The sequence below is a fragment of the Accumulibacter sp. genome, assembly GCF_032229525.1.
In the GTDB taxonomy this organism is placed as follows: Bacteria; Pseudomonadota; Gammaproteobacteria; order Burkholderiales; family Rhodocyclaceae; genus Accumulibacter.
The window spans coordinates 5,686-7,434 of the sequence record NZ_JAVTWB010000163.1; the positions used below are offsets into that span (position 1 = coordinate 5,686).

1 pseudogene is annotated in these 1,749 nt (G+C 63.4%); it reads right to left on the minus strand.

What is annotated here, in order from left to right:
- Positions 1-1,710: pseudogene (locus RUW20_RS12595) on the minus strand (tetratricopeptide repeat protein); the annotation flags it as partial.
- Between the last annotated feature and the right edge of the window lie 39 nt (positions 1,711-1,749).

Sequence of the window (1,749 nt, forward strand, 5' to 3'; positions counted from 1 at the left end):
GTTGTTGAGCCGGATGGCCACCCTGGGATGATCCGCATCGAAACTCGCCTCGTCGATTGCCAGCGCACGGCGTATTAGTAGCTCGGCCTCGGCGTATAGTGCTTTGTGATGGAGTAGCGACGCGACCTGGTTAAACAAGTCGGCGCAAGGCCCGGATATTCCGGCGGCGTCAGCGTAGCCGGCGACCGCCCACGCGTGCGGCGTCAGCGCATCGAGGACCGGCCAGTTCTGAACGTCCTGAGGATTTCCCACGAAGGCGTTGTTCACCCAGTTCAAGGCCTGGATCAGGGGGCCATCGGCGGCGTCGTGTTGCGGGTCGCACCGGTAGACCTCCTGCACGAGGCGATGCACACTGAAATACGCGCGTTCAGCCGCTCGTGCCACCAGCGAGTAGGACTCGAGTTCTACCAAGGCTTCGTAGGGGTCGGCTTCAGCTCCGAGGACATCCAGAAGGGACTCGGGAATCGGTTCTTGGGCTAGCCAGGCCAAGCGCTGCAGCAGCCGTCGCGCAGGTTCGCCGAGCTGCTCGAAGGACGTCTGCCACGTGATGGCAATACTCTTGTCGTACTGCATCAGCCTGGGGTCGAACCACTGCAGCACGGCATCGCCATGGTCCCGCCACGTCATGAGGTATTGGCCGAAGGTCTTGCGTTGCTTGGCAATGTAGGCAGCGGCCTGTTCCAGCCCCAGAGCGAGATACCCGAGTTCCCTGGCTATAATTTTCGCTGTGGCGACATCATCGGCCTGTGGCCGGCGTTTCCCGGCAGTCCGCAAGAGCAAGAAGTCTGCCGCCGCGTCGGGCGAGAGCACATCCACCGGCAAGATCTCGATACCGGCCCTCCAGTTCGGTAAGCGGCTGGTGACTAACACGTGCCCACCGGTCAGACGCGGTAACAACGCTTCGACCGCGCTCGCAGCGGATTCGGAATCGACGTTGTCCAGAATCAGCAGCCATCCCGGATGCTGCTTCAACCAGTCGACGACCGCGGCTCGTTGCCTGCCTTCGTCCCTCTCGTTGTTCTCGGAGAGGTCGAGGATCGTTGCCGCGCACAGGGCGGCCAGATTGCGGTCGAGCGCTTGGGCGCCGTCCGCGTTGACAAGCAACAGCGCGGCGTAATCGCTGGAATGTCGCCAAGCGTATTCTAGTGCCAGCCGTGTTTTACCCACTCCACCCAGCCCGGTCAGTGCCGTCGAGGCGGCAGGCGAGTCCTTGTGCTGAGGAATCGGTCCGAGACACGTGCTCAGGTCGTCGAGCAGGGACTCGCGTCCCTTGAACAGTTCGCCCAGGCTTACATAAGGGAGTTGCAGGAGCTTCCTGACCGGTCCAGCCGAGATCAAGATGTCGAGCAGGCTTGAGCGCCAGACCTCGACGGCAAACTGGTCGGCCGAGCTGAAGCGAATACCCGGGTAGCGCTCGATGCTTGCCAGGCGCGCTAGGTGCTCGCTTTGCGCGGCGCTCTGGAGCGGGTCGAGGGTGCCGCCGTCGTCGCGTTCGGCGCCGCTCTCGGGCACGGCGATGAGCAGCCGCTTCTGGTGATACAAGGCTAGCCGGGCCTCCCATTGCGTGTAGGGCAAGGACGGTCCGCCGATTACGAGGAAAGGGGCCACCGGCAGCCGACTGCCGAAATCCGGGTAGCGATCGCGAATCACCGACACGGAAGGTGCCCGCGCCATAGCGCCGCTCATGGCGCCCACCAGGTGGATCACCACGTCGCACTGCCGGATGTACTCGTCTAGCCCGCATTTTGC